This is a genomic window from Actinoplanes sp. NPDC026619 (genome assembly GCF_040638295.1).
GTDB lineage: Bacteria > Actinomycetota > Actinomycetes > Mycobacteriales > Micromonosporaceae > Actinoplanes.
Window position 1 is genome coordinate 28,999 of record NZ_JBEZYA010000029.1, and the last position, 24,630, is coordinate 53,628.

The 24,630-nt window shown below is 69.6% G+C and carries 18 protein-coding genes; 11 read left to right on the forward strand and 7 right to left on the reverse strand.

Annotation, left to right across the window (positions count from 1 at the left end; genetic code table 11):
- Positions 1-164: 164 nt before the first annotated feature.
- Complete coding sequence (locus AB0E90_RS42045) at positions 165-1,424, forward strand: DUF3500 domain-containing protein (RefSeq protein ID WP_360417913.1); 1,260 nt, start codon at positions 165-167, stop codon at positions 1,422-1,424.
- Positions 1,424-2,755 (forward strand): HupE/UreJ family protein, encoded by a 1,332-nt coding sequence (locus AB0E90_RS42050; protein ID WP_360417914.1) that lies wholly within the window; start codon positions 1,424-1,426, stop codon positions 2,753-2,755. The genes AB0E90_RS42045 and AB0E90_RS42050 overlap by 1 nt, the downstream gene beginning before the upstream one ends.
- On the opposite strand, the gene AB0E90_RS42055 is transcribed toward AB0E90_RS42050, so the two are convergent.
- Complete coding sequence (locus AB0E90_RS42055) at positions 2,739-3,971, reverse strand: alginate lyase family protein (protein ID WP_360417915.1); 1,233 nt, start codon at positions 3,969-3,971, stop codon at positions 2,739-2,741. The genes AB0E90_RS42050 and AB0E90_RS42055 overlap by 17 nt on opposite strands.
- A 206-nt stretch (positions 3,972-4,177) precedes the next feature.
- Positions 4,178-4,657, reverse strand: a complete 480-nt coding sequence (locus AB0E90_RS42060) for a hypothetical protein (RefSeq protein WP_360417916.1) — start codon at positions 4,655-4,657, stop codon at positions 4,178-4,180.
- Here AB0E90_RS42060 and AB0E90_RS42065 point away from each other — a divergent pair.
- From AB0E90_RS42065 to AB0E90_RS42075, 3 genes are all read left to right on the forward strand, one after another.
- Positions 4,641-5,471 carry an LLM class flavin-dependent oxidoreductase gene (locus AB0E90_RS42065; RefSeq protein WP_360417917.1) on the forward strand — a complete coding sequence of 277 codons (831 nt, stop codon included), beginning with the start codon at positions 4,641-4,643 and terminating at the stop codon, positions 5,469-5,471. The genes AB0E90_RS42060 and AB0E90_RS42065 overlap by 17 nt on opposite strands.
- Before the next feature lie 195 nt (positions 5,472-5,666).
- A complete protein-coding gene (locus tag AB0E90_RS42070; protein ID WP_360417941.1) occupies positions 5,667-7,196 on the forward strand; it encodes an alpha-galactosidase in 1,530 nt (509 codons plus the stop codon).
- Positions 7,197-7,325: 129 nt separating this feature from the next.
- Positions 7,326-10,178, forward strand: coding sequence for a glycoside hydrolase family 3 C-terminal domain-containing protein (locus AB0E90_RS42075; RefSeq protein ID WP_360417918.1), 2,853 nt, complete (start codon positions 7,326-7,328; stop codon positions 10,176-10,178).
- Here the strand turns inward: AB0E90_RS42075 and AB0E90_RS42080 are convergent.
- Entirely contained in the window at positions 10,162-11,001 is an 840-nt protein-coding gene (locus AB0E90_RS42080; RefSeq protein ID WP_360417919.1) for a response regulator transcription factor, read from the reverse strand. The two genes, AB0E90_RS42075 and AB0E90_RS42080, sit on opposite strands and share 17 nt — an antisense overlap.
- A gap of 731 nt (positions 11,002-11,732) precedes the next feature.
- Between AB0E90_RS42080 and AB0E90_RS42085 the strand changes: the two genes are divergently transcribed.
- Positions 11,733-13,799: a M4 family metallopeptidase gene (locus AB0E90_RS42085; RefSeq protein ID WP_360417920.1), complete on the forward strand. Its 2,067-nt coding sequence runs from the start codon at positions 11,733-11,735 to the stop codon at positions 13,797-13,799.
- Between the two features lie 69 nt (positions 13,800-13,868).
- The gene (locus AB0E90_RS42090; RefSeq protein ID WP_360417921.1) at positions 13,869-14,321 is read left to right on the forward strand and encodes a hypothetical protein; all 453 of its coding nucleotides are present in this window, start codon (positions 13,869-13,871) and stop codon (positions 14,319-14,321) included.
- Here AB0E90_RS42090 and AB0E90_RS42095 read toward each other — a convergent pair.
- Both AB0E90_RS42095 and AB0E90_RS42100 read right to left on the reverse strand, forming a co-directional pair.
- Entirely contained in the window at positions 14,314-15,741 is a 1,428-nt protein-coding gene (locus AB0E90_RS42095) for an endo-1,4-beta-xylanase (RefSeq protein ID WP_360417922.1), read from the reverse strand. The genes AB0E90_RS42090 and AB0E90_RS42095 overlap by 8 nt on opposite strands.
- 402 nt (positions 15,742-16,143) lie before the next feature.
- Entirely contained in the window at positions 16,144-16,719 is a 576-nt protein-coding gene (locus AB0E90_RS42100) for a CGNR zinc finger domain-containing protein (protein WP_360417923.1), read from the reverse strand.
- Between the two features lie 85 nt (positions 16,720-16,804).
- Between AB0E90_RS42100 and AB0E90_RS42105 the strand changes: the two genes are divergently transcribed.
- Together AB0E90_RS42105 and AB0E90_RS42110 are read left to right on the forward strand one after the other, a co-directional pair.
- Positions 16,805-17,710: a DMT family transporter gene (locus AB0E90_RS42105; RefSeq protein ID WP_360417924.1), complete on the forward strand. Its 906-nt coding sequence runs from the start codon at positions 16,805-16,807 to the stop codon at positions 17,708-17,710.
- 9 nt (positions 17,711-17,719) lie between these two features.
- Positions 17,720-18,550 (forward strand): GNAT family N-acetyltransferase, encoded by an 831-nt coding sequence (locus AB0E90_RS42110; RefSeq protein WP_360417925.1) that lies wholly within the window; start codon positions 17,720-17,722, stop codon positions 18,548-18,550.
- Here the strand turns inward: AB0E90_RS42110 and AB0E90_RS42115 are convergent.
- The gene (locus AB0E90_RS42115) at positions 18,514-19,377 is read right to left on the reverse strand and encodes a helix-turn-helix transcriptional regulator (protein ID WP_360417926.1); all 864 of its coding nucleotides are present in this window, start codon (positions 19,375-19,377) and stop codon (positions 18,514-18,516) included. The genes AB0E90_RS42110 and AB0E90_RS42115 overlap by 37 nt on opposite strands.
- 138 nt (positions 19,378-19,515) lie before the next feature.
- Between AB0E90_RS42115 and AB0E90_RS42120 the strand changes: the two genes are divergently transcribed.
- On the forward strand, positions 19,516-20,238 hold the full coding sequence (locus AB0E90_RS42120; protein ID WP_360417927.1) for an SDR family oxidoreductase: 723 nt from the start codon (positions 19,516-19,518) through the stop codon (positions 20,236-20,238).
- 92 nt (positions 20,239-20,330) lie between these two features.
- Positions 20,331-22,640, forward strand: coding sequence for an endopeptidase La (lon, locus tag AB0E90_RS42125; protein ID WP_360417928.1), 2,310 nt, complete (start codon positions 20,331-20,333; stop codon positions 22,638-22,640).
- Between the two features lie 51 nt (positions 22,641-22,691).
- On the opposite strand, the gene AB0E90_RS42130 is transcribed toward lon, so the two are convergent.
- The gene (locus AB0E90_RS42130; RefSeq protein WP_360417929.1) at positions 22,692-24,578 is read right to left on the reverse strand and encodes a DUF4173 domain-containing protein; all 1,887 of its coding nucleotides are present in this window, start codon (positions 24,576-24,578) and stop codon (positions 22,692-22,694) included.
- Positions 24,579-24,630: the final 52 nt, after the last annotated feature.

Consider the following 24,630-nt stretch of genomic DNA (forward strand, 5'->3'; position numbering starts at 1 on the left):
GTTTATGTCAAAACCATTCTTGGCCGCATCCTTGCTGGTGATGCGATTTCACAGGGTCTTGATGGGAGATTCATAACCACTATTATTGTCGATTCATTGCGTTTCCTTGATGAGGTTGCTGAGATTCCCCTGGCAATGGCAGCTCATCGTTGAAGGAGTAATTCGTGAAGGACGAGAAGACGACACGTCGCCCGTGGCGTGGGGTCGCGCTGGTGGCGGCGGCCGTCACCCTGCTCGGCGCGGGCATCGCCACGGCGAACGCCGCCACCGTCGGCAACAAGGGCGGCGATAACAAGACCAGGGCCGTGGTCGTCAAGGATCCGACCCGTGGCGCCAAGGGCATCAACGGTCTGGTGAACGCGGCCGACGCATTCGTCGCCACGCTCACCGACGACCAGAAGGCGGAGGTGTTGCTCGACTTCACCGAGGACAACGCCACTGCCTGGTCGAACCTGCCGTGCGGCTCGAGTTGCCGGGTCGGCATCCAGCTCAGCACTCTCACCGACGACCAGCTGACCGCGGCGAAGGCGGTTCTCGCCGCGGCAACCGGCACCGGCACCGGAACCGGCTTCGATCAGATCAGCGACGTCCTGGCCGCCGACGACAACCTCGCGGCGCAGGGGAGCAGCGGCGGTGGCGGCACCCCGCCGTCCGCGGACGCCTCCGCCCCGGCCTCCGACGCCTCCGCTCCGGCCGTCGATCCGAGTGCGTCCGCTCCGACCGGCACGCCGCCGTCGGGTGACCCGGGCGCCGGTGGCGGTGGTGGTGGCGGCTACGGCAGCGGCATCTACTTCCTGGCGTTTCTCGGCACCCCGTCGGCCACCGGCACCTGGCAACTGCACTTCGGCGGTCATCACCTGGCAGTCAACCTGACGTACAAGAAGGGCAAGGTCGCCGGGACCACGCCGTTCTTCATCGGCGTGGAGCCGACCAGTTTCATCGACGACGACGGCAACACCGTGCAGGCCCTCGCCAAGCAGAAGGACGCCATCTCGGCGCTGGTCACCAGCCTCACCACGACCCAGCTCACCAAGGCGAAGCTGACCGAGTCGTTCAGCGACGTGCTGCTGGGCCCGGACAAGGACGGCCAGTTCCCGGCGACCAAGGAGGGCATCTCGGTCAAGGCATTGTCGGCGAAGCAGAAGAAGCTGGTCCTCGACGCGATCAAGCCGTGGGTGTCGGTCGCGGACGATGCCACCACCAAGCAGTTGCTGAAGATCTACGAGTCCGAGCTGGACAAGACCTTCATCAGCTATGCCGGTACGACCGCGCTGGACACCCAGGGCGACTATGTCCGGATCGACGGTCCGGGCGTGTGGATCGAGTTCGTCTGCCAGAACGGCGTGGTCTACAACAACCAGATCCACTTCCACACCGTCTACCGCGACCACACCCGCGACTACGGCGGAGAGTTCTCCTTCTGATGCGACTCCCATCGCTGCTCGCGGTGGCCCTGCTGTCGGCGGCGCTCCTCCTGCTCGGAGCGTCGCCGGCCTCGGCCCATCCCATGCCGCACTCGGTGGTCCTGCTCGACGTGCACGAGACGTCGGTGACCGCGGAGCTCGAGCTCCCGCTCAGTGATTTCGTCCGGGCCAGCGGCATCGAGGTCACCGCCGCCACCGTCGCGGCGCAGCAGGACGCGCTGCGCAGCTACCTCATCGCCTACATCCGGCCGGCCACGACCGGCGGCGCGGCCTGGACGGTCCGCGTCGGGGACCTCTCGGTGACCGACGCCGAGCAGACGTCGACCGGGACCTACCAGGAACTTGTTGCCTCCGCGACGCTGACGCCACCGGCCGGCGGCGACCTGCGGCACTTCATTTTCCGGTACGACGTGGTGGTCCACCAGGTCGTCACGCACACCGTGCTGGTCTCGGTCCGCCAGGACTGGGCGGCCGGTCAGGTCGGCTCGGACGCCGTCCAGGTCGGCACGATCCAGATCGACAGCCGCACGATGACCGTGCCGCCGCTGACCGTGAACCTGGAGCACGGCAGCACCTGGTCCGGCTTCCTGGCCATGGCCGAGCTGGGCGGCAACCACATCCTGGCGGGCACCGACCACCTCCTCTTCCTGCTGATCCTGCTGCTACCGGCGCCCCTGCTCGCGACGGCCGGGCGATGGCGCGGCCTGATCGGCCCGCGTGCAGCGGCCGGCCGCATCGGGCGTACGACGCTGGCCTTCACCATCGGTCACTCCGCGGCATTGGCGCTGAGCGCGTTCACCCACCTGGACGTGCCGGCCTGGCCGGTGGAGTCGTTCATCGCGGTCAGCATCCTCGTCGGCGCGATCCACGCGATCCGGCCGATCTTCCCGGGCCGGGAGGCCACCGTGGCCGGCCTGTTCGGGCTCGGCCACGGGCTGGCGTTCTCCTTCACGCTCGCCGAGATGCAGCTGTCCACCGGCCGGCTGGCCCTCAGCCTGCTCGGCTTCAACCTCGGCATCGAGATCGTCCAGGTGGTCCTGGTCGCGCTGGCGCTGCCGGCGCTGATCGTGCTGACGCGGTCGCGGATCGGGCCGGCGTTCCGGCTGATCGGCGCCGCCCTGACCGGGATCGCGGCGACCGGCTGGCTGGCCGACCGGCTCGGCTTCCCGAACCCGCTCGCCCGCGCGGCCGACAGCGCCGGGGCCCACCCCGCCCCGATGCTGCTGGCGCTGACGGTGACGTCGCTGGCCGCCCTCGCCTGGACCTGCCTCGACCGCCGTCGCTCGTCCCCGGGCACCGCTGCCCTCCTGACGACTACCTGGTCGCGGTGAGGGTGCCGAAGCCCAGTTGGTCGTAGCCGCCGCTGTTCGGGCCGTAGTCGCCGCCGCCCCCCTCCGGGCGGACCTGGGCGGCGAACGCGGCGCTGTACGGCACGGACAATCCGCGCCGGCGCGCGTAGTGGTTGTATACCAGCTCCCAGATCGGGCGCACCTCGCCGCGGCCGGTCTCGGAGATCACCGACTGGACGACGCTGGTGGTGGCGCCGGGCGATCCGTAGACCCAGGTGTACGGGGTGTACGGGACGGTGCCGCCGAGGTTGTACTTGGCCACGTACTCGGCGCATTTCATGATGCGGTTGTTGCCGAGACCGTAGAGGTCGACGCCCTGATTCCAGGCCATCTCGCAGATGGTGCCGAGCAGCCCGATGCCGAGGGTGGCGTGGCCCTGGTCGCGGCCACTCTCCTGGAACTGGGCGAGACCCTGGTCGTCGTAGACGTACGGGATGGCGTGGTTGATCGAGCCGTTTCCGGCGCCGGTCTTGAAGTAGGTGATCGCCTGGTCGATCTTGGCCTGGTCGTCGCAGACGACGCCGATGGCGAGGACCGAGGCGATGTTGCAGAGGTCCCAGTTCGCCCAGTAGTGGGTGACGACGTTGCCGTTGTGGTTGCGTAGGAAATCGTCGTTCATCGGGTAGAAGACGTTGCGCAGCATCGTCTGGAAGCGCGCCAGGTCGAAGCCGCTGAAGGACCGGATCAACTCGGCGGCGTTGGCGAACTGGTAGCCGTAGAGGCCGGCGGCCAGGAACTTGTCGGACGTTCCGTCGATCTTCGTGAGCGTGCCGGACCAGGCGTTGAGGATGTCGCGGGCGCAGGTGCCGTAGGCGGTGATGCCGGTGACCCGGTAGCGCAGCGCGTTCTGGTAGGCCGCGTGGATGTCGTTGTAGAGCGTGCCGTAGTTCTCCGGGGTGCCGGTGCCGCGGTAGACGGTGGCCAGCGGGGTGGCTTTCCAGGTGTTCGCCGCATGCGCGTTAGCGGTCAGCCGGGCCCAGCCGTTCGTCCAGGGCTGTGCGCCGGCGCCGACCTCGGCGGCCATCCGGTTGATGTCGACGGAGGTGTGCAGCAGTCCGGGGTGGACGATCGTCGCGGCCGAGGCGGACGGCGCGGTCGCGATCACGGCCGCGCCGGTCGCGGCGCCGGCCAGGCCGACGCCGGCGGCTTTCAGCAGTGTCCGGCGGCTGGGCCCGGCCGGCTTGGTGTGCTCAGACATGGTTCTCCCTGTTACCAGCAGGCTCCTCGGTGGCGGAGCGGGATAGTAAGCGTTATCCGCGAGGCTAAGACCCATGGCATTGATGCACAACGATGTATTGCAAATATGTTTCCGAGACGGTGAATTCGCCACCCATTTGTGGTGTTATGAAAGCACTATGCTGCCCGTAGCGTTCTCGCCGGCAGCAGAAAACGCTTACTGTCCGATCAGCGTTTGGGTGCGGCGAAGCGGAGCATCGCCCGGTACATCCGCCGCGGGGCCGGCGGCTCGGGCAGGGGTGCGGCCGCGGTCGCCGCGCAGGCCTGCAGGAAGTACGCGACGAGCCGGGGCGACGTCTCCGGTGCGGCGTCGGCGGTGGCGGTGAGCACGCCTGCGTTGGCCATCAGGAACATGACCATGTCCTCGGCGACGAAGTCGTCGCGGAGCCGGCCGGTGGCCTTGGCGCGGTCGATGAGCGTCAGAAAGTCGGCGAAGGAGCGGTCGCGGTCGGCCTCGAACTGCTTGGCGGTCGGAAAGCTCAGGGTCAGCACGGTGGTGAAGCCGCGGTCCTCGGCCTGCATCGCGCAGACGCGTTCGACGTAGTCGCAGAAACCCCGCCACGGGTCGGGCTCGGCGAGTGCGGCGCGAGCTGCTTCGGCGTACGCCGTCATCTTCTGCTCGAATGCGGCCGTGGTCCTGGCCGCCATCGCCGCCCGCACCGAGCGGATCCGGCTCACCAGCGCCGTCACCGTGCTCAGCGTGCTCGACCCGGTCCGGGTCTATCAGGACTTCGCGACCGTCGACCTGATCAGCTCCGGCCGGGCCGAGATCATCGCCGGGCGCAGCGCCTTCGCCGAGCCGTTCGCGCTGTTCGGCGAGAGCGTGAACGACTACGACGCGCTGTTCGCCGAGAAGATCGACCTGCTGCTGCGGCTGCGCGCCGACGACCACGTCACCTGGTCCGGGAAGTTCCGGCCGCCGCTGTCCGACGCGCCCATCGCGCCCCGGGCCGCCCAGGCGGAGTTGCCGGTCTGGGCCGGGGTCGGCGGCTCACCCACCAGCGCGGTGCGGGCCGGGCTGCTCGGGCTGCCGATGGTGCTGGGTTACATCGGCGGGCCGCTGAGCCACGCCAAACGGGCCGTCGACCTCTACCGCGCGGCGGGGGAGCAGGCCGGGCACCCGGAGAAGCTGCGGGTCGGCATCTCCACCCACTTCTTCGCCGGAACCGAAGACGTCTTTCCCTACTACCACGAGTACCTGCGGCCCAAGGCCCCCGGCGGCCGCGGCTTCCTGGTGGACCGGGCCGCCTTCGAGGCCGCCACCCGCCGCGGCCAGGCCATCATGATCGGCCTCAGCGAACAGGTCGCCGAGAAGATCCTCGACGCGAAGGAAATGCTCGGCATCGACCGGTTCTTCGGCCAGTTCGACTGGGGCGGCCTGCCCCGCGCCCTGGTGGAGGACTCCCTGCACCGGTACGCCACCGAGATCGCCCCGATCGTCCGCAACCACGGCCGGCCATAGCCGCATTGACAGACGTCCATCTATATGAGGAGCATGTAACGGTCGTGTGAACGTTAACAACCCGTGAGGTGTGCCGTGGTCGCTGTCCGCCGTCTCTCGTCCGTGCTGGTCCTGCTCCTGCTGATCGCGCTGTCCGGGGCGGTGCCGGACCGGCCCGCGCTGGCCCTGGAGAACGGCGTCGGCCGCACCCCGCCGATGGGCTGGAACAGCTGGAACACCTTCGGCTGCGACATCAGCGAGACGTTGATCCGGCAGATGGCCGACTCCATCGTCAGCACCGGCCTGCGCGATCTCGGCTACCAATACGTCGTGGTGGACGACTGCTGGTTCAACCCGGTCCGAGACTCGGCCGGCAACCTGCAGGGTGATCCCACCCGGTTCCCGAGCGGAATGAAGGCGCTGGGCGACTACCTGCACGGCAAGGGCCTCAAGTTCGGCATCTACCAGGTCCCGGTCGATCAGACCTGCGCGCAGTACTTCGATTCCTATTCCGGGTCGACCGGCAGCCAGGGCCACGAGGCGCAGGACGCCCGGCAGTTCGCCGCCTGGGGCGTGGACTACCTCAAGTACGACTGGTGCTCGCCGAACGGGACCATCGACGACCAGGTCGCCGCCTTCGCCAAGATGCGTGACGCCCTGGCCGCGACCGGCCGGCCGATCCTCTACAGCATCAACCCCAACAGCATCCACGCGAAGACCGGCCCGCTGCGCAACTGGGGCGACGTCGCGAACATGTGGCGGACCACCGAGGACATCACCAACGCCTGGGACAGCGGGCAGTCCAACGGCTATCCGATGGGGATCCAGAACATCGTCACGGTCACCGTGCCGCTGGCCGCCTACGCCGGGCCCGGCCACTTCACCGACCCGGACATGCTCGAGGTCGGCCGGGGCGGCATGACCGACACCGAGATGCGCAGCCACTTCGCGCTGTGGGCGATGATTGCCTCGCCGCTGATCGCCGGCAACGACGTGCGCTCGATGACCTCGGCGACGAAGACCATCCTGGCCAACGCGAACCTGATCGCCGTCAACCAGGACACCCTCGGCCTGCAGGCGGTCCAGGTGGCCGGCGACGGCATCCGCCGCGTCCTGGTCAAGCGCCTCGCGAACGGCGATGTCGCGGTCGCGCTGTTCAACCAGAGCGCCTCGGCCGCGACGGTCTCGACGACGGCCGCCGCGATCGGCAAGTCGGGCTCCTCGTTCACCCTGCGCGATGCCTGGACCGGCGCGACCTCGACCAGCACCGGCACCATCTCGGCGTCGGTTCCGGCCCACGGCACGGTGGTTTACCGGGTCGCCGGCGGAACCACCAGCGCGGTCGCCGCCTCGCCGACGGCGAACGGGATCAAGCTCGTGAGCGCGGCCTCCGGGCGGTGCCTCGACGATCCGCAGAGCGCCACCGCCAACAACACCCAGCCGGTGATCTGGGACTGCAGCGGTGCCACCAACCAGCGCTGGAACGTGGTCAGCGGCGGCACCATCCAGATCTTCGGCAAGTGCCTCGACGCCCCGATCGGCGCCACCGCGGGCGCCGTGCCGGTGCTGTGGGACTGCAACGGCGGCACCAACCAGCGGTGGACCGTGAACGCCGACGGCACCATCAGCGGCGTCGCCTCGGGGCTCTGCCTGGATGTGAATCTTGCCGGCACGGCCAACGGGACCACCGCGATCCTGTGGTCGTGCACGGGCGCGGCCAACCAGCGCTGGACCGCGACCGCCTGATCGGCGGGGCGCGGTTCCGGTACGTCAGAGCCTTTCATCGCACCGTGAAGGAAGTCATGCTGTGGATGTCACGCTCATGACCGTCGATCCCCCGTCGACGCCGCGCCCCGTTCCCCATCGGGAGTCCCCGTGCTTCACCGACGACTCGCCGCGATCGCCGCCACCGTCCTGGCTGCGTCCGCGCTCACCGCATCTCCGGCCCAGGCCGCCGATCAGCCCTGGATGAACACGTCTCTCGCGCCCGCCGAGCGGGCCGGTCTGCTGCTCGCCGCCATGACACCGGCCGAGAAGCTGACCATGCTGCACGGCGGCTCATCCTGCGGTTACGCCGGCTGCGTAGACGGCAACACCCGGCTCGGCATCCCCGCCCTGCACCTGCAGGACGGCCCGGCCGGCGTCGGTGACGGCGCCGGCGCCGTCACCCAGCTCGCCGCCCCCGTCGCCGGGGCAGCCAGCTGGGATACCGCCCTGATGAAGCAGTACGGCACGGTGCTCGGCGCCGAGCAGTACGGCAAGGGCACCAATGTGGTGCTGGCCCCCACCATCAACATCGTCCGCGACCCGCGGTGGGGGCGGGCGTTCGAATCCTTCGGGGAGGATCCCTACCTCACCGGGCAGATCGGCGCCGCCGACATCCAGGGCATCCAGAGCCAGGGGCCGATGGCGCAGGTCAAGCACTACGCGGTCTACAACCAGGAGACGGCGCGCAACAACGCCGCGGACAACGCGATCGTCTCCGACCGGGCCGAACGGGAGATCTACCTGCCCGCCTTCGAGACGTCGGTGAAACAGGGTGGCGCCGACTCGGCGATGTGTTCGTACTCGGCCATCAACGGGCCGTTCGCCTGCGAGAACGGACCGCTGCAGAACAGCATCCTGAAGAACGAGTGGGGCTTCGACGGCTTCATCACCTCGGACTGGGGCGCCACCCACTCCACGGTCGCCTCGGCGAACAACGGGCTCGACATGGAGATGCCGGACAGCAACTACTTCGGCAGCGCGCTGACCGGGGCCGTGGCCGGCGGCCAGGTGTCGCAGGCGACCATCGACGACCACGTCCGGCGCATTCTCACGCCGATGTTCCGGCGCGGGCTCTTCGACCGGACGCAAACGGGCTCGATGGCGAACGCGGTGACGACCGCCGCTCATGTGGCGGTGTCCCGGCAGGTCGCGGCGGAGGGCAGCGTGCTGCTCAAGAACACGAACTCGGTGCTGCCGGTGCCGGCCACCACGAGGTCGATCGCGGTCCTGGGCGCCGGCGGCAACAGCGCGCCGATGTATCAGGGCGGCGGCAGCGCGAGCGTGAACTCATCCGGCTCGGTCAGCCCGTACCAGGGCATCAAGACCCGGGCCGGGACCGGTGTCACGGTCACCTACGCCGCCGGCACCCTCGGCGCCGGCATCACCGGGCTCGCCGGCAAATGCATCGACGTAGCCGCGGCCAACACCACCAACGGCACACCCATTCAGCTGTACGACTGCAACGGCACCGACGCGCAGAGCTGGACTCTCAGTTCGGACGGCAGCCTGCGGGCGCTCGGCAAGTGCATGGACGTCACGGCCGCGGGCACCGCCGACGGCACCAAGATCCAGCTGTACGACTGCAACGGCACGACCGCGCAGAAGTGGACCGCCACGAACGGCACCCTGGTCGGCACCGGCTCCGGCAAATGCCTCACCGCCGGCGGCTCCGGCAACGGCACCCAGCTGCAGATCGGCACCTGCACGGGCGCTGCCGGCCAGCTGTGGACGCTGCCCTCCGGTAACGCGCACGACCAGGCGGTGGCGGCCGCCCGTACAGCCGATCTCGCCGTGGTCTTCGTCGGCAAGTTCGAGTCCGAGGGCAGCGACCTGTCCGACATCAACCTGCCCGCCGACCAGAACCAGCTGGTCACCGACGTCGCCGCGGCCAACCCGAACACCGTCGTGGTGGTCAGCAGCGGCTCCGCCGTCACGATGCCGTGGGCCGGCTCGGTCCGCGGCATCATCGAGAGCTGGTACCCCGGCCAGGAGTACGGCAACGCGCTCGCGTCCCTGCTGTTCGGCGACGTCAACCCGTCGGGGAAGCTGCCGGTGACCTTCCCCGCGTCGCTCGCCGACGTGCCCGCGCACACCACCGCACAATGGCCCGGGCAGAACAACGCCGTGCAGTACTCCGAGGGCGTCGACGTCGGCTATCGATGGTACGACCGGCAGAACATCGCACCGGCCTTCCCGTTCGGCTTCGGCCTGTCCTACACCAGTTTCGGCTACGCCAACCTGACCGTCGGCGCGCCCGACACCGGCGGCATCGTCACGCTGTCGTTCGACGTGACCAACACCGGCACACGCACCGGCGCCGAGGTGGCCCAGGTGTACGTCGGCCAGCCGCAGTCCACCGGCGAACCGCCCAAGAACCTGCGCGGCTTCACCAAGGTCAGCCTCACCCCGGGGCAGACCCAGCGGGTCACCGTGACCCTGGACGCACGGAGCTTCCAATACTGGAACGGCGGCTGGTCCACCGCGGCCGGCAGCCACCAGATCATGGTCGGCGCGTCATCCCGCGACATCCGGCTCACCGGCACGGTCACCCTGGGCTCGTCCGGCTCGATGGCGCTGAACCGTACCGGCTGGACCGCGACGGCCTCGCCGTCCAGTGCGACCGACGTGCCGGCCCGGATGCTGGACGGCGTCACCGGCACCCGCTGGAGCTCCGGCACCCCGATGACCAGCGGCAACACCGTCACCCTCGACCTGGGCGCCGCACGCACCTTCGGCACCGTCGTGATGGACTCGGCCGGCAGCGCCGCTGACTACGCCCGTGGGTACCAGATCGCCGTGTCCGCCGACGGCGCCACCTGGCGGACCGTCGGCACGGGCGCCGGCACCACCGCCGTGGTGACCGCCGCGATCGGCAGCCAGACCGCCCGCTACCTGCGCATCACGCAAACCGGCTCCGCCGCCTCGTGGTGGTCCATCGCGGAGCTCAACCTGTATGCCTGACCGAGGCAACATTCCTCGCCGGCTGATGCTGCTCAGGGGTCAGGTGTGCGGTCAATGACGCGATCGGCGCTTGGTCCCAAAGGGAAAGGGGGGACGGCATCTCATCGTCGTGAACCGGACGTGCGCTGGAATAGGCGTCGTCGGCGCGAAGGCGGCTTCCCGTCGCTGGTGCGACGAACTTGTAGCCGACTTGGCGGACGGTGCCGATCATCGTCTCGCAGTGCGGTCCGAGCTTTGCCCGCAGGCGACGAACATGCACGTCCACCGTGCGCGTGCCGCCGAAGTAGTCGTAGCCCCAGACCTCACGCAGCAACTGATCACGGCTGAACACCCGGCCGGGTTGCTGAGCGAGGAATTTGAGAAGCTCGAACTCTTTGTAGGTCAGCGCAAGGGACTCGCCACGCAGCCGGGTCGTGTAGCTGTGGGTATCGATGGTCAGATCGCCGATGTGGATCAGTTCCTGCTCGGTCGCGGCCTGCAGGCCGCGACGCTCGACCGCCATGTTCAGGCGGGTCGCAACCTCCGCCGGGCCGGCGGTCGCCAGAATGAAGTCGTCGACACCCCAGTCGGCCGCGACGGAGGCCAGGCCGGCCTCGCGAACCAGCGCTATCAACGGTGCGTTCAGGCCGTTTGCCCGAATCAGCCGACAGGTTGCGCGGGCCTGGCTCAGCTCGCCACAGGCGTCGACCAGGACCAGGGCTACGTGCGGTCCTTTGGTTGCCTCGGCCCAACTGCCCGGCGACGCGACCTGGACGGCGTACGGCAGCAAGTCGAGCACAGGCAGCACATCAAGATGGCTGTCCGTCAGCAGGAGAAGATTCATGAAGCCCTTTCACGACAACCTTTGGGGTACACGAACGGCCTTCGACGGCGCATAGCTCGGTGGTACGGAGGACCGGACGTCGGCGCGACTCCGCAGTGCTGCGCTCGTCCGTACGCTAATCGCGGACTGTTACCGACGGATATCGCACCGATGCCACCCTCCGGGGGTCATCCGCGCGCCATGCCGGTCGTCGCTGCTCGAACTGCCGAGCGATCTTGTAGTACGCGTCGGTGTCGTGGTCGATCATCCAGGCGGCGAGCGCGGCCGCCGAGTCCGACAACGGTTGGTGTGGATGTCGGCCAGTCCCCGGGGCCCGAGCCGTCCGATCGCGTCGGTCACACCGGCGCCGGCCCGCGATTCTCCCGGGCCGCACCTTAAGGGCGCCGGAAGCCCGGATATCGAAATGATAACGGACATTCAGCGTATGCATTTTTGCTTATCTCGAGGGTTGCTGGCCCTCCATTAATCGCCGCATCAATTATTCGTCACGGCGAGGTGACTCATCGTCACCACCAAGCCTCAGCTCGGTAAACATTGCCGTAAGCCCAGCGTAAGGCGGCGAATTTCGGGCCGGTCGACCATTAAGCATTGCTTAAGCGCATTGACTTCGTTCTTTTCCGACGCCAAGACTGACACCGCTCGATAGACGAGCGAATCCCTCACTTCGCGACGGCGGATGATCGGGCACGAGCCGAGAATCCGGGCCGCGCGTAATCGCGCTAGGAGCACCGTTGAAACGCAAAGTCGCGCTGGCGACCGGCCTGGCGGCCGTCACCGTAGCGGGGTCTATCGCCCTCACCATGCCGCAGGGGAACGCGGCCACCTCCCCGGCCCCCTCGGCGCCGAAGGCCGGGGCCACCGCCGCCGACCCGTCCCGGGCGATCACCTCGGCGTCGGCGCTGGTCGCCGAGAAGCCGAAGCTGTTCTTCAAGGGCGACCGCGAGAAGCTGGTGAAGCGGCAGGTGGTCAGCCAGCACGGCCTGCAGTACGTGGCCTACGCCCGCACCTATCAGGGTCTGCCGGTCGAGGGCGGTGACGCGGTCGTCGTCACCGACGCCAACGGCTCGGTGCTGGACAACTACGTCGCCCAGCAGCAGGCGCTGTCGGTCGGCACCACCGCGAAGGTCTCGGCCGCGGCGGCGGTCAAGACCGCGCGCAAGCAACTCGCCAAGGTCACCTCCGCGGACGCCGGCACCCTCAAGGTCGTCGCCCAGGAGGCCGGCATCCTGGCGTACGAAGTGGTGGTCTCCGGCAGCAAGCGGGTCGAGGGCCGGCTGGTCCCGAGCGTGCTGCACGTCTTCGTGGACGCGACCACCGGGAAGGTCCTGGGCGACCTGACCCGCGACGACGTCGTGGACGCCACCGGGCACGGCGCCTACTACGGCGACGTCACGATCAACACGCAGAGCTCCGGCGGGCAGTTCGTGATGAGCGACGCGACCCGCCCCGGACTGTCGTGCGGCCCGCAGACCGGCCAGCCGTTCACCAGCACGACCAACGTCTGGGGCACCGGCAGCGCGACCGACCTGGTCACCGGCTGCGTCGACGCGATGTACACGGTGTCCGAGGAATGGGACATGCTGCGCGAGTGGCTCGGCCGCAACGGCATCGACGGCAACGGCAAGGCTTTCCCGGTACGGATGGGCCTGCAGGACGTCAACGCCTTCTGGAACGGCTCGCGGGTCGAGATCGGCCACTCCTCCGACAACAAGCGCCTGCTCACCACGATGGACGTGCTCGGTCACGAGTTCGGTCACGCCATCAACCAGTTCACCCCGGGCGGCTCCAGCGCGGGCAACGAGGCCGGCGGCATGAACGAGTCCACCGGTGACATCTTCGGCGCGCTGACCGAGTTCTTCGCCGACGACCCGAAGGACAAGCCCGACTACACCGTGGGCGAGCTGGCCAACCTGACCGGCAACGGGCCGATCCGCAACATGGCCGACCCGTCGAAGGTCGGCGACCCGAACTGCTTCTCCAGCGCCATCCCCAGCACCGAGGTGCACGCCGCGGCCGGTCCGCAGAACCACTGGTTCTACCTGCTGGCCGAGGGCTCACGCCCGACCGACGGGCAGCCCACCAGCCCGACCTGCAACAACAGCACGGTCACCGGGATCGGCATCGAGAAGGCCGGCCAGATCTACATGGCCACGCTGAACCGCAAGACCAGCGGCTGGACGCACGCCAAGGCGCGGGCCGCCTCGGTGGCCGCGGCGGCGCAGCTGTTCGGCAACGGCACCGAGTGCGCGACCGTCAAGGCCGCGTGGACCGCGGTGAGTGTCCCGGCGGGCAGCAACGAGGCGGCCTGCACCGGCACCGGTTCCACCACGACGCCGACGACGGCGCCGACCACCCGGCCGACCACGACGCCGACGACCGCGCCGACGACTCGGCCGACCACCGCGCCCACTACTGGGCCGACCACTGGGCCGACCACTGGGCCGACTGCCGGGCCGACCACTGAGCCCACCGGCACGCCGTCGGGTGACTGCCAGGCCGGCTTCGCCTCGCACGACAGTGGCGCCATCGCCGCCGGTGCGACCGCGGTGACCGACACGTTCACCGCTGCCGCCGGCCGGCACGCCGCCTGCCTGACCGGTCCGTCCGGGGCCGACTTCGACCTGTACCTGGACAAGAACGTCAACGGGCGATGGACGAACGTGGCCAAGGCCACCGGTGAGACGGCGCGCGAGAACCTCGCGTACACCGGCACCACCGGCTCCTTCCGCTACCGCATCGTGTCCTACGCCGGCGCCGGCAACGCCGCCCTCGGCTGGAACGCGCCCGCCGGAAGCTGATCACCGAGGCCGGCCGGGGTGGCGTTCACGCCACCCCGGCCGGCTTTGCCAAATGATGAGGAGCCCGCGGTGCGAAAGTCACACCTGTCCGTAGTCCTGGCCGCGTTGCTGCTGGGCGGTGTCGCCGGGTGCGCGGGCAACGAGCAGCCCGCGGCTCCGGCGCAGTCCGCCTCGGCCGCGGCGCCGATGTTCCCGCTCACCATCACCCGCCGGGGCGGCTTCGCCGGTGTCGACGACCGCGCTGAGATCACCGCCGACGGCGCGACGGTCGTGACGCGCCGCGGGAAGCCGCCGGTCCGCGGCTCGCTGCCGGCCGACGCGATGGCGGACCTCCGTCAACTGCTGACCGCACCAGCTTTCACCGGCCGGCCGACTCCCACGGACTCTTCGCCGGTGTGTGCGGACGGCTACGAGTACGAGGTCACCAGCCCGTCGGCGACCACGTCGGTCCACGTCTGCGGCGTCCCGGAGGACGCCGCGCCGGCCCGGATGGTGGCCATTGCCGCCACCTTGTTCAGCTGAGGCTGAACCGCTGGTTGGCCTGGCCGCTGCAGTCGTAGATCTGGACCTGCTGGCCGTTGCCGGTGCCCCACACGTCCAGGCAGCGTCCGGACTGCACGCCGGTGATGGTTCCGTTGGAGTTGACGTTCCACTGCTGGTTGGACTGGCCGTTGCAGCTGTAGATCTGCACGGCCGAGCCGTTGCCGGAGCCGGCGGCGTCCAGGCACCTCGAGCCGTACACCGTCAGTTGCTTGCTCGACGTGAGCGTCCACGTCTGCTGGGCCTGGCGGTTGCAGTCGTAGAGCTGAACCCGCGTGCCGTTGTTCTGCGACGCGGACGTCACGTCGATGCAGCGGCCCGACTGGGCACCCAGGATTCGGGTTCCGCCACCGGAGGGCGGCGGGGTGGTCGTGCTCGGCGGGGGAGAGGAGGGGTTGGTGGGACCGGCCGAGTTGAGGGCGTTGAGCACCGAGGTGTAGGCGGCCTTCTTGTTGCCGTTGCCGTCGAACAGCAGCGGGTTCTCGCTGGACCGCCAGGAGTCGCTGTCGCGGACGCCCCAGACGGTGATGCCGATGCAGCGGGGCACATTGAGGCAGGCCTGGGTCAGACCCGCGTACTGCGAGGTCGACGAGTTGGTGACGTCGACCTCGGTGAGGGCCACGTCGACGCCCAGGGCCGCGAAGCTCGACAGCGTGGTCTGGAAATTGCCCGGCAGCGAGCTACCACCGGTGAAGTGGGTCTGCAGGCCCACGCAGTCGATCGGCACGCCCCGTGACTTGAAGTCCCGGATCATGTTGTAGACGCCCTGCGTCTTGGCGTACGACCAGTTCTCGATGTTGTAGTCGTTGTAGCAGAGCCGGACCGACGGGTCGGCGTTGCGCGCGGTGCGGAACGCCACCTCGATCCAGTCGTTGCCGGTGCCCTGCAGGTTGGACGACCGCCGGCTGCCGTCCTCGTTGAACGCCTCGTTGACCACGTCCCAGGCGGCAAGTTTGCCCTTGTAGTGGGCCATCACGCCGTTGATGTGATCGATCATCGCCTGGCGCAGGCTGCTGCCGTTGAGGCTCTGCATCCAGCCCGGCTGCTGAGCGTGCCAGGCGAGGGTGTGGCCGCGGACCTTCAGGCCGCGCTGGGTCGCCCAGTTGTAGATCTGGTCGCCGGAGCTGAAGTTGAACTGGCCGCGGTTGGGCTCGGTGGCGTCCGGCTTCATCTCGTTCTCGGCCGTGACCATGTTGAACTCACGCGCGGCGATGGTGCTGTACGTCGAGTCGCCGAGCCGGCCGGCGGCGATGGCCGTGCCGAAGTATCGGCCCGATTGTGCAGCCGCGGCGCCCAGCGTGCTCTCGGCGGCGCTCGCGTTCGGCATCACCGTGAGCACGCCCGCGGCCGCGGTGACCGTGACCGCGGCACCGATCAGTAGCCGGAGCCTTGAGGACTTCATGAGGGTCTCCCTTCTCATTTCCGGATCCGGGGCCTCGAGCGAGGAGTGGGCGAAGGAATCGCTGGGGCGCGCATCCCAGGCCGGATAACGACGAGAATCAATGTGGGGCCCATGCTGACACGGTTAATGCCAGCGAAACAATACTTCTCGGAAAACTTCCGGAAGTCGCTGGGTGCGTTAACCGGTTTAGGAAGCCACTGAGCTGGTATTTCACCCGTCAAGGCGTCAATTCCTGCGAATGGCATCGAGCGCCGCGGTCACGTATTAGCGAAACTTCCGCAATGGGAAACAAAAGTCCATGGTGAAGTCGGAGTGATCTGGTAGTGCGAAAATGGGCGTACTGAAATCCGTTATCTCTCGCTCCGCCTGATCAGGATCTCCTCGGTTCGAGGCCGCCGCCTCTCAAGGCTGCGACTGCGGGGCGCGCGGTGGCCGGCTGCGGTGGCGGTCACGGAAGGTGGCCATTTTCGCGCGATTGCCGCAGTTGGCCATCGCGCACCACCGGCGTGAGGCGTTGCGTGAGCTGTCGATGAAGACCCAGCGGCAGTCGTCGCCGCGGCAGGCCTTGACGCGGGACCAGCCCGGCCGGCCCGTGGCCCGCAGCAGAGCTGCGATGGTTGCGGCTCCGATGTCACGCGCGAGATCGCCGGGCACGTCGGCGCGCAAGGACGGCGTGCCGTGCAGATCCAGGCGCAGCGGAAGCGCGTCCAGGCCGGAGGCGCCGCTCAGGTCCGGTTCGACGCCGTTGTTTCGCAGGGCCAGGCCGCGGATCAGGACCCGCAACGCGCGCAACATCGCGACGCTGTCTGTCACGTCCGGACGGCTCTCCCGGGTGGTTGCCGGCGAGCCGATTCCGAGCCACCAGGCGCGGGTGGACGGGGCGTCGGCGAGCTCGTCCTGCTCGCCGTGGGCGGTGTTGGCGACAGCCAGGAGCAGATCCTCGTCGTCGAGACCGGGCCAGGGCACGTTCGGGGCCATGTAACCACCGTACACGTTTTATCGGTTGACCCCGTTGGTAACCGGTGTAACGGTTATGCCGGTTGCATTCGATCGGGAGGTCACGATGGCAGCGCACGGCATGGTCGCGGAACGACGAGGCATCCGGCTGCGCGCCGGGGAGTCGGCGTTGCTGCTGTCGGCGGCGGTCTACGGGGTGAGCACGACGGTCTCGGTGGTCGCGCTGCGGTCGGTGCGGCCGGCCGATCTGCTCGCGGTCGAGGTCTCCGGCGCGGCCGCCGCGCTCCTGGTCACCGCCGTCGTCGGCGGGCGGCTGCGGTGGCGGGGCGCGCCGCGGCAGATGCTGGTCGGTGTGCTGGTGCCGGGCCTGGCGTTCCTGTTCGGCGACCTCGGTCTGGCCCGGACCAGTGCGTCGAGCGGCAGCCTGCTGCTGGCGGCCGAGCCGTTGCTGTCGGTGTTGCTGGCCCTTCTCGTGCTGAGGGAGCGGATGTCCGGCCGGGCCATCGTGGCATTGCTCCTCGGCCTGGCCGGCGGGGCGCTGGTCGCCCTGGACCCCGGCGGATCCGGCGGCGACAGCGCGTTCGGCAATGTGCTGGTGCTGCTGGCGGTGGTGTCCTCCGGGGTGTTCCTGATCGCGACCCGCCGTTTCAACGACGAGGGCGACGGCCTGAACGAGAGCGCCTGGCAGAGCACCGGCGGCGCGCTGAGCGTGACGCCGTTCGTGCTCACGTCCTGGTCCACCGGCGGCACGCGTCTCGACGCGGTCGGAGCCGCCGGCTGGGCGGCCTGCGTCACGGTGGTTGTCTGCGGCGCGGTCGGCGGCGTCCTGTTCAACCGGGGCATCGCCCGGGTGCCCGCGGCCCGCGCCGGGCAGTTGGGCAACCTGACCCCGGTGATCGGCACGCTGACCGCCGTGGCGTTCCTCGGCGACCGGCCTTCGCTGCTGCAATGGGCCGGCGGCGCCGGGATCCTCGCCGGTCTCGCGCTGCTGCTCCGCAATCCGTCAACCTGAGGAGATTCCATGCTTTTCGGTGATGTCACCCTGGCCGCGCGCATCGAGCAGGCCGAGGCGCAGTTCATCGCCGCCTGCAGCGAGGCCGCCGCCGGTCGGCGGGGCGACCGCGCCGGCTTCGTCGTGCCGATCGCGGGCGGTGTCGCCAGCTATGCCGAACCCGGCTCGCCGCTGAACAAGGTGGCCGGTCTCGGCTTCGCCGGCCGGCCCGAACCGGCCGATCTGGACGCGATCGAGCAGGCGTACGCCGCCCGGGGCGCGCCGGTCCAGATCGAGCTCTCCTCGCTCGCCGATCCGGCGGTGCTGGAGCTGCTGGCCGAACGCGGTTACCGGCTGGTGTCCTTCGAGAACGTGCTCGGCCGCGCCCTCGGTGACGGTGTCGAGCCGGTCGAGGCGCCGGGCGTCGAGGTCCGGCCCAGCGGTGACGACGAGTTCGGCGCCTGGCTGGAGGTCGTCGTCGAGGCGTCGCTGCACCCCGACACGCAGGGTGTCCCGTGGCTCGAGGAGTTTCCCCGCGAGGTCCTGGAGAACGCCGAGCGGGACGCCGCCGGGCTGGTCCGGCGTTACCTGGCCGAGCTGCACGGGGCGCCGGCCGGGGGCGGCAGCATGCGGATCGCCGGCGGCATCGCCCAGCTCACCGGGGCCGGCACCGCACCCGCCTACCGCCGCCGTGGCATCCAGAGTGTCCTGCTCTCGGCGCGGCTGGCCGATGCCGCCGCGGCCGGCTGCGACGTCGCGGTCATCACCGTCCAACCCGGCTCGAAATCGCAGCAGAACGCGCAGCGCCGCGGTTTCGGCCTGCTCTACACCCGGGCCGTGCTGGCCTCCGGGCCGGTCTGAGATTGCCAGGAGGCGAGCAGGCGAAGGCTCGCCTCCGACGGCGATCCGGGCTCCGCGGTGTAGGTGACCAGTGTCTGGTCGGGATCGTCCGGGGCGCGGAGCGCCTCCTGTGCCAGCACCATGACGCCGACGAGGGGATGGCTCACCTCATACCCGGCATGGGCTTTGTCGGCGACCGGGTGTTCGGGCCACACCTGCCGGAAGATCTCGCTGTGCAGGGACAGCTCGCCGACGAGCTCGGCGAGAAGCGGATCGTGCGGATGGCGGCCGGCGTCGAGGTGTAGGAACGCGATGATGTCCCGCGCCTTGCGGCGCCGATCGGGGAACAGCGCCCCGATGTGCTCGTCGAGCAGGACCAGCCGAGCGAAATTGCGCTCCCGTGGCGGTAGCGCCGGGAAGTCGGCGATCAGGGCGGCGCCGAGGGGATTCCACGCCAGCACGTCGGTGCGCCGGCCGACGACGAACGCGGGGACATCGGTCATGGCGTTCAAGAGCTGGCGTAGTTGTGGCCGGACCCGTTGCGGCGTGGCCGGACGGCGGGCGGGGCGGTGCGGACGGGCGAGGTCTCGCAGATGCGCGCGTTCGTCGTCGGCCAGGCGAAGGGCGTTGGCGACCGCATCGAGTACGGCGTCGGAGACGTGGTGGCCGCGGCCCTGCTCCAGGCGTACGTAGTAATCGACGCTGACCCCGGCCAGCTGGGCGAGCTCCTCGCGACGCAGGCCTGGCACCCGTCGCCGGGTGAGCGACGGCGGCAGCCCGACATCCTCGGGTCGCAGCCGCGCTCGCCGGGAGCGCAGGAATTCGCCCAACGTGACATGCCGGTCCATGAGGCCAGTATGGCCACCCGGCTCCCGGTGAGCGTGGTTCTGCCAGACCCAGGGTCGATCCTTGCCCTGGTTGCCTCGCCGCTGGCCGGCGGACGCTGACCGGGCAACCACCCACCGACTCGTACGGGAGTACTGATCATGTCGGACCTGAACAACGTCACGGCCCTGGTAACCGGCGCCAACCGGGGCATCGGGCGCGCGATCGTCGACGCGTTGCTCGCCCGCGGCGCCACGAAGGTGTACGCGACCGCCCGTGACGTCGACACCCTGGCCGGTCTCGCCGCCGATCCACGTCTGGTCGTACTGCGACTGGACATCACCGACGCCGATGAGGTCGCGGCGGCAGTGGCTGCGGCCGGCGACGTCACGCTGCTGGTGAACAACGGCGGCTCGCTGGCATTCGGGGACCTGCTCGCCGCCGACCTCACCGGGATCCGGTCGGACCTGAGCACCAACTACCTCGGGACGCTCGCCGTCACGCGGGCCTTCGTTCCGGTGCTGCGGAACAACGGGGGCGGCGCGATCGTCAACCTGCTGAGCCTGGTGGCGCTGGGCGCGGTACGCGGCATGGGCGGCTACAGCGTGTCCAAGGCGGCCGCGGCGTCGATGACCCAGGCGGTACGCGCTCAGGTCGCCGACCTGGGCATCACCGTGCACGGCGTGTTCCCCGGCGCGGTGGACACCGACATGATCAAGGCCTTTGAGATGCCCAAGACCGGCGCGCCGGAGGTCGCCCAGGCGATCCTCGACGGGGTTGAGGCCGGTGAGGAGGACATCTTCCCCGACGCGATGGCGCGCGCCGGCCGCAAGGTGTGGCGCGACGACCCGAAGGCGCTCGAACGGCAGATGGCCGCCATCTGACCGCCGTAGATTTTCGCTGGCAGTGAACACCGGAAGATGCTGGGGGCCTGCGCAGTTGAGCGGCACATACTCAACTTTCTCGGAGGTACCGGGTGACCAGCAAACGACTTCCCGTTCTGTTCCTTGACGATGTTGTCCTGCTGCCGGGCATGGTCGTTCCGGTCGAGCTGGACGAGGCGGCCCTGGCCGCCGTCGATGCGGCTCGCACGTCGGCCGGCTCCGAGCTGCTGATCGCGCCGCGGCTCGCGGATCGCTATGCGACCTACGGCGTGGTGGCCAAGCTCGAGCGGGTCGGCAAGGTCCGCGGCGGGTCGCCCGCCGCCGTGTTGCGTACGAGTGTGCGCGCCCGCATCGGCGCCGGCGTGACCGGTCCGGGAGTGGCTCTCTGGGTCGAGGCCGAACCGGTCACGGCCGGCCCGCTGGGCGAGCACGTCAGCGAGCTGGCCGCCGAATACAAGCAGCTGGTGGTCTCGGTGCTGCAGCGTCGCGAGGCGTGGCAGGTCATCGACTCGGTCAGCGCCATCGACGACCCGGGCGACCTGGCCGACACCGCGGGCTGGGCGCCGTACCTGTCCAACGACCGCAAGCGTGAGCTGCTGGAGACGCCGGATGTGGAGGCCCGGCTGCGGCTGCTCGTCGAGTGGACCAAGGACTTCCTGGCGGAGTCCGAGGTCAGCGACAAGATCGACACTGACGTACGCGAGTCGGTGGAGAAGCGCAACCGCGAGTACCTGTTGCGCGAGCAGCTCAAAGCTATCCGCAAGGAGCTCGGCGAGGGCGAGGCGGACGGCACCGACGACTACCGCGCCCGGGTCGAGGCGGCCGATCTGCCGGAGAAGATCCGCGAGGCGGCCCTGGCCGAGGTCGGCAAGCTGGAGCGGGCCGGCGACCAGAACCCGGAGGCCGGCTGGATCCGGACCTGGCTCGACACGGTCCTGGACCTGCCGTGGAACGTCCGCACCACGGACGCCACCGACCTCGGCGCGGCGCGGGCCGTGCTCGACGCCGACCACCACGGCCTGGACGAGGTCAAGGAGCGCATCGTCGAGTACCTCGGCGTGCGCGCCCGCCGCGAGTCCCGCGGCCTCAACGTCGTCGGCGGCCGCGGCTCCGGCGCGGTGATCCTGCTGGCCGGTCCGCCCGGAGTCGGCAAGACCTCGCTGGGCGAGTCGGTCGCGCGGACCCTCGGCCGCAAGTTCGTCCGGGTCGCCCTGGGCGGCGTGCGGGACGAGGCGGAGATCCGGGGCCACCGCCGGACGTACGTCGGGGCCCTGCCCGGGCGCATCGTGCGGGCGATCCGGGAGTCCGGCTCGATGAACCCGGTCGTGTTGCTCGACGAGGTCGACAAGGTCGGCAGCGACTACCGCGGCGACCCCGCGGCGGCGCTTCTCGAGGTGCTCGACCCGGCGCAGAACCACACCTTCCGCGACCACTACCTCGACCTGGACCTGGACCTGTCCGACGTGCTGTTCATCGCGACCGCGAACGTGCTGGACACCATCCCGCAGGCGCTGTTCGACCGGATGGAGCTGATCGCGATCGACGGCTACACCGAGAACGACAAGGTCGCCATCGCCCGTGACTTCCTGGTGCCCCGGCAGCTGGAGAGGGCCGCGCTGTCGGAGGACGAGGTGACGGTCACCGAGGACGCGCTGCGTGAGATCGCGGCGAACTACACCCGCGAGGCCGGCGTACGGTCGATGGAGCGGTTGCTCGCCAAGGCGTTCCGCAAAGCCGCCCTGGGCGATCTGCCGGCCACCGTCGACGCCGCCGACCTCAAGGACCTGATCGGCCGGCCGCGGTTCACCCCGGAGTCGTCCGAGCGGACCGCCGTCCCGGGCGTGGCCACCGGCCTGGCCGTGACCGGCATGGGCGGCGACGTGCTCTACATCGAGGCGTCGTTGCTGCCCGGCGACAAGGGCGGCCTGTCGGTTACCGGCCAGCTCGGCGACGTGATGAAGGAATCGGCGCAGATCGCGCTCTCCTACGTCCGGGCCCACGCCGAGGAGCTGGGCATCTCACCCGAGCAGCTCGACCACCCGATCCACCTGCACGTGCCCGCGGGCGCGGTGCCGAAGGACGGGCCGTCGGCCGGCGTCACGATGACGACCGCGCTGGTGTCGTTGCTGCTCGGCCGTAACGTCCGGGCCGAGGTGGGGATGACCGGCGAGGTTTCGCTGACCGGGCGGGTGCTGCCGATCGGCGGTGTCAAGCAGAAGCTGCTCGCCGCCCAGCGGGCCGGCCTCACCGAGATCTACCTGCCGAAGCGCAACGAGCCCGACCTCGACGAGGTGCCGGCCGACGTGCTGTCCGCGCTGACCGTGCACATCGTCTCGGACGTCCGCGAGATCCTGGCCACCGCCCTGGAGCCCGTCTCGGCGGGCCTGCTCGCGGCTGCCTGACACCTGTCCGGTGGGGGATGGCGCTCCGGTTCGGAACCGGAGCGCCATCCTTCATCTGCGTGTCTTGGGCAGGTCGAACTGGTCGGCGGACTTGCAGTCCTTCTGGTTGCCGATCGCGGCCGGGCCCAGCTCCTTGAGGGCCTCGCGAGCCTGTTGCCGGCCGAGGTTCCATGCGTACCAAGGATCGGGCTTCTTGAGATCTTCGGCGATCCAGCTGAGCGTGCAACGGCGTACCGGATCAGGCAATTTGGTCAGACCGGGAGTCGCGTCGGCGGAGAGGGCACGCAGGTACCAGGCGTCGATCTTGCCGGAACCCTGGTAGCGGGCCGCGTTTCGGCTGGCCACGTAGCCCTCGGGGTCGAGGGCGGCCAGGCCGAGCAGCATCAGTACGGCCAGGCCGACGGTGGTTGCCGGGATCCACCGGCCCTGCCATTTGATACCGGCGACCGCGATCAGCACGAAGATCACGCCGAGCAGCATCTCGGACGCCATCACGAAGATGCGCTCGCCGGTGAAGCTGTAAACCCGCTGGTACTCCCACATCCGGGACAGCGCGGACGCCACGATGACGACGCTCAAGGCACAGAGCAGGCCCAGGAGTACGCGTAGGAGCAGCCGTTCGGACGGCTGGTCCCGTTTCGCCCAGCGGGCCAGCGCCGCGATCAGCGCCAGCGACAGCAGCGTCACCGCGACCAATTGCCAGAAGCCGCTCCGGGCGTACTGCGAGTAGCTGAGGCCGGCCGTCTTCAGCACGTGCCGGCTGCCGCCGAACAGGACGGTGAACTGCACCGCCACGAAACCGCCGAAGAGCAGGACCAGCGCGGCGCCGGCCGGTGCCCACTCGACCAGGCCGAACCGGCCCTTGCCCTCGGTGTCCAGGCTGGACGTCGCGGGCGGCGCGGTCAGCGTGTAGAGGCCGGACACGGCCAGCAGGGCGCCGGCTACCGCCAAGAAGATCCACTTGACGATCGAGCCGATCGCGAAATCGGGGATGACGTCGTCCAGGATCTGCGAGAACGCTACGTCGGCCGAGGACAGCAGCGCGCCGAAGACGAGCAGCACGACGACGGTCAGGGCGACCGAGAAGAAGGTCCGCCGGGCGATGCCGGGGGTGCGGCTGTCCTTCAGGTGCCGGCGGACCCACGGAATGCCGGCGAAGGCCGCCCAGGGGGCGGCAATCAGGCTGAACAGGATCGACCGGACCTGCCGGCCGCCGACGATCGCCAGCGCGGTGCAGCCGATCGCGCCCAGCACGCTGAACGTCACCAGCCACCACGCGTTGCGGAACGCCGGGACGAGCATCAGGGCGAGCGCCGCGGCCGCCCAGCCGGAACGGATCAGCCGCTCCCGGCGCGTCAGATCGGGAGATTTGCGTACGCCGAACGCCACTCCCAGCGTCAGCGCCAGCCAGCCGAGGAACCAGCCGATACCCACCCGGTCCAGCGGCAGGAAGATCAGGAAGCCGAGGGCGCCGGCGAGCACCCCGGCCGGGACGGCCCAGCCCTGGGCATTCTTCGGCCCGGGCCAGTTCTTCTTGCGGAACTTCTGCCACGGGGTCGGTTCCCGCTCGTACGTGCCGTAGGGGCGCACCGGGTTCGGGAACGGCTGAGGTTGCGGACGCTGAGCAATCGGCACCGGGGGCGCCGGGGGCGCGCTCACGGCCGGCGGCGGAGCAACTGCGGCCGGCGCGGTTGCGGCCGGAGTGGTTACGGCCGGCGTGATCGCGGCCGGCTTTACCTCAGCCGGTTTGACTTCGGGCTTGGTGTCCGCTGTGGCGGACGCTTGGGCCGGGACCATCGGTACGAACAGGGCGTACCCCCGCGTGCCGGATGGGATCTGGATCGGGATCGCCCATGCCGTTTCCCCGTCGGTCCCGGGCCAGACCATCGACGGGATCGCGTCGGTAGGCGGCATGACCAGCAGTTGGGGTGCCGGCACAGGGGCGACGGGAACGGCTTTTGCCGCCTCCGCGGGTTCAGGCTGCTCTGGT